Below are 3,584 nucleotides of genomic sequence, written 5' to 3'. Positions count from 1 at the left end.
ACTGGAAATGGCAGAATGAAACATGGTTGAATCGGGAGCGGGAAACCCTGGCTGCTTGAATCAACTGAGGCGACAACTACCTTGACACGCACCGTAATCCCGGTGTCCCATGAACGATTGCAGGATCTTCGGGTGTACCCGGTTATAGAGCAGATGCATGGCAAAACTGTGCCGAAACGTATGAGGGGTGATGCTTTCAATGGAGAAGTGCATTCCGTTTCGTTGCGCATTACCCAGGGCATCCTTCAACCAATTGCGGGCGGTATCATCGGAGATCTCCCAGACCGGTTTGGTGATAAAGCGGGTAAAGGTGGCCAGATGATCGCGCAGCCGGCGCGCAAAACCGGGGTCAAGCAGCGGCACGGTGCGTTTCACCGGCGACTCTTTCCCGGGGCGGCCGCGACGGCCTGCTGTTTGGTTGCGCTGTTTTAAGGTTCGCAGCACGACAAAGGGTTTGACGGCATCGAGCACAATGTCTTTCGGTGTGACGGCCAGGGCTTCGTTGATGCGCGCGCCGGTGTTCCATAAAAAATCAAACAGCATTCGCCGGCGCAGATCGGCAATGTTGTCGAGCAATAAGATGATCTCCGGTGCCAGCAGATAGGCCGGTTGATCCGACAGATTCAGCGCCATTCGACGCATGGCCACGGCCTGAGCAAAATCAAAGTAGGGGCTGGGGAGCGCTTCCGTACCGGAGGCGGCAGATTCATAGGCTATCAGTGACACAGTTCACCTCGTAAATTCAGAATGGCCCTATCAGAAAATTCCTCCACCTTTCTCTACCAACCGGTCCTCGGGCAAGCGGAGAATCAGGGATCTCTCCCGATCGCGCTACGTAAAATCTGCAGTACTATGGCCCTGATAAAAATTTATTTTTTACGTAGCGCAATCAGCTGAAGATTCACCCATTTTCGGCGGAGGAGGGCGGGTACTGGCAGAAAACTCAGCCCCTATTGTGCCTGATAACGCCACGGTGATCGTTCGCAATAAATCTGCTGCCGCGGATCTGCAAATCGGTAAAACTGGAGTATAACGGATAAATACCGAGGGGTGGGGATCCAAATACTGGCGGCGGCTGACGCCCGTCAAACCGCCGCCAGAGGTTAAAAACACCCTATGCAGTGTTAAAAACCGCACCCAATATACCATATATAGGTTATCCACAGAAACGGGGGATAACTTCTGTACAAGTCGGCTTTCCTCGCATAAAGCCGAATGATGGAGAGCTGGATGAGAATGGTGGGTATATACGGGCGATCAAGAACGGCAAGGACGGTGATCGGTCAGCCACTCCGTTTCGTTTCCGGCTTCTGGAATTATCCCCGAGCTCGGAAGCAAATAATCGACACCGGCCCGTAACGCGGGGCAGGGGGCGGGGCTTAAACACAACATGCAGGGGCTGTTACTGACCTACAACCACTGCATCTTGCGTTTATGAGGCAGGGCGGGGCCTTACCGGAAATACAAAAGCGGAAACCTCGATCACTGCCAGAGTGAGCAGGGGGAACGCGCCTGAGTCCGCTTACGCACCCCACCAGGTTTTATGCGCTGGCGAGAACACGCTCGGCACAGGGAGTCCATTTTGGCCTGCAAGCAAAGCCGTAAACACAGCCGTATCATATTCTTTATCGCGTCGAATTAAGCACTTTTTGCTTCCATTCTTCGTAACTTAACTCACTCTTATAGAGTTTTTTCCATTGCCGCCAGTATTCATGCTGGGCAGATTCAAATGCTTCCTCTTCGTTAACCTCTTTTATTTTAACACGTGTTTCCTTCTACCGTTTTCTTTTATAGGATGTAGCCATTCCCACACCGGGCTTATATTTAAGGCATCCATCATTCATCATTCATCATCCTAAAATACACCCACTGACCATGATGGAAACACAAAAGGTTACCGTGGCCGCGATAAAAAATGTACATCGAACCGATGAATATAGAGAAAAAAATATACAGGATATTCAACCACTCTATCGGGAGAGTTTTCCCCCATAGTTTCATCGCAATGTTCAAGTCATGTGGTTTCCATTTCAGAAAATGATTCATGACCACGAATTTAAAAAATCATTTTATCCTGTGAACTTTCAAATCTCATCTTGGCCATAACGTCCTCATTGAGTAATTGCGGGTAAGGTAGAACAAACACACGCCCACGGCTAATGAAATTTATCCCAAACCAGAAAATTTTAAATACCTAAAATCATCATATCGATTGCAGAAACCAGTTGATCACGTAAGTGTGAAGCATCCATTATCGCATCTTCATCTTTCAGATTTTTTACATCCGTTGTCGTTATCATGGTAGCCAGAACAACATAATCTACCTGCTCAATAGTTATTACTGGCGTTAACACCTTTACCTGAGAATTAGAGTTAGCTTTTTGTGTTAAAGGCATAACCAGGCGAGTGTTCAGATGTGCAAGCATATCTGCCTGCACATCTATAAAATACGGATATGCCTGTTTATTTCGAGATCTATTTTTGTAAACTGTAAACTGTTTCACTAAATCACCCTAAAATTTTCATCATCTGAAAAAAGCCCGGCCTCTTCCACAAAGCTATTTAAGGCCTCGATACCAGCCCGATTTTCCGCGATCCAGCGCTCACGCTTGCGTTCCTTAACGGCCACTTCCAGCGCCTGGTTAGATATCGCGGAAACATTCAAGTCCAGCTCTTTGGCTTCTTCAAGCAAACCAGCATTTAAGTATACGTTTGTACTACGTTTTTTCTCAGCTACATTCGTTCTCATTACAACCTCCTGCACATGATTTATATGCATAACTATAGCACGCAAATATGGAACAACAAATACGGGGTGCGTTTGGGATCCGAACAATATTGTACGGTAGACCTGTTTATTGAGCTTCAAAGCTTGGCGGATGCAGTGAATATGTCCGCGACTTAGTGAATGTGTTTCATTACAGGCTGTGTCACGGACAATAAAGGAGGGGGCTAGCCCCTATAAAAAGCCTTTCAGGGAAGAGATCTGTGCGCTACACCTGCACTCCAACGGACACCCGGAGGATGAGAATCCGGTTTCACTGCAGCGCGTGGTTTCAGAGCTGATCCGCAGCATAGGGAATCGTCTCTAACTCTAAAGCGATATTTTTCTTGACTCAACACGGTAGCTGACATGGGGGGCATGCAGCGCCATCTGGCCGCCGGTCACACGCAGCTGCCGCAGGTGATCCCGATCCTGTTCTATCATGGCCAGGTAACACCGTACCCGATGAGCTGGCTGCAGAACTTCAGCGATCCGGCACTGGCTGGCCAACTGGCGCAAACCGATCAGACCGGTTAAAAACTAAGAGTAGAAATAAACAGCGAGAGAAGAACGATCGGAATCGCCGGAATCACTGATCGAAATAACCGGAATAAGCAGCGAAGCCTGACAACCGTTTTGGCTTCTTACATATTACGATGTTTACCGGGATTTGCTTGTGCTGACCATACCTTATCCCTTGCGCCTTCGGCTGGCAGTTTCGGATTGTGAATAGACCCTAGTTTCCTAGACTGTTCCGTGCCTCATGAACCAGGCACTTTCATAAACTGCAGGGGGTTGATCCTCACAGGCACTGTGGCGG

At 48.6% G+C, this 3,584-nt stretch carries 3 protein-coding genes and 1 pseudogene; 1 reads left to right on the top strand and 3 read right to left on the bottom strand.

Features of this window, described 5'->3' with window-relative positions:
* Positions 1 to 60: 60 nt before the first annotated feature.
* The 3 genes from M2407_RS26180 to M2407_RS26170 form a co-directional block, all read right to left on the bottom strand.
* Complete coding sequence (locus M2407_RS26180) at positions 61 to 642, bottom strand: tyrosine-type recombinase/integrase (RefSeq protein WP_310445889.1); 582 nt, start codon at positions 640 to 642, stop codon at positions 61 to 63.
* A 1,544-nt stretch (positions 643 to 2,186) separates the two neighbouring features.
* Complete coding sequence (locus M2407_RS26175; RefSeq protein ID WP_259220272.1) at positions 2,187 to 2,504, bottom strand: CcdB family protein; 318 nt, start codon at positions 2,502 to 2,504, stop codon at positions 2,187 to 2,189.
* The gene (locus M2407_RS26170; protein ID WP_259220271.1) at positions 2,504 to 2,749 is read right to left on the bottom strand and encodes a type II toxin-antitoxin system CcdA family antitoxin; all 246 of its coding nucleotides are present in this window, start codon (positions 2,747 to 2,749) and stop codon (positions 2,504 to 2,506) included. Before M2407_RS26170 ends, M2407_RS26175 begins: the two co-directional genes overlap by 1 nt.
* A 384-nt stretch (positions 2,750 to 3,133) precedes the next feature.
* Here M2407_RS26170 and M2407_RS26165 point away from each other — a divergent pair.
* Positions 3,134 to 3,289 (top strand): annotated as a pseudogene (locus M2407_RS26165) (Rpn family recombination-promoting nuclease/putative transposase); the annotation flags it as partial.
* Positions 3,290 to 3,584 lie beyond the last annotated feature (295 nt).

It is taken from the genome of Serratia sp. BIGb0234 (genome assembly GCF_024809915.1).
GTDB classification, from domain to species: Bacteria; Pseudomonadota; Gammaproteobacteria; order Enterobacterales; family Enterobacteriaceae; genus Serratia; species Serratia liquefaciens.
The sequence above is the reverse complement of the archived record's forward strand: the minus strand, read 5'-3'. Positions and strand labels throughout refer to the sequence as shown.

Bases quoted from the DNA above. Each gene is read 5' to 3' on its own strand.
- M2407_RS26180 (WP_310445889.1), bottom strand. From the start codon at position 642: ATGCGTCGAATGGCGCTGAATCTGTCGGATCAACCGGCCTATCTGCTG.
- M2407_RS26170 (WP_259220271.1), bottom strand. From the start codon at position 2,749: ATGAGAACGAATGTAGCTGAGAAAAAACGTAGTACAAACGTATACTTA.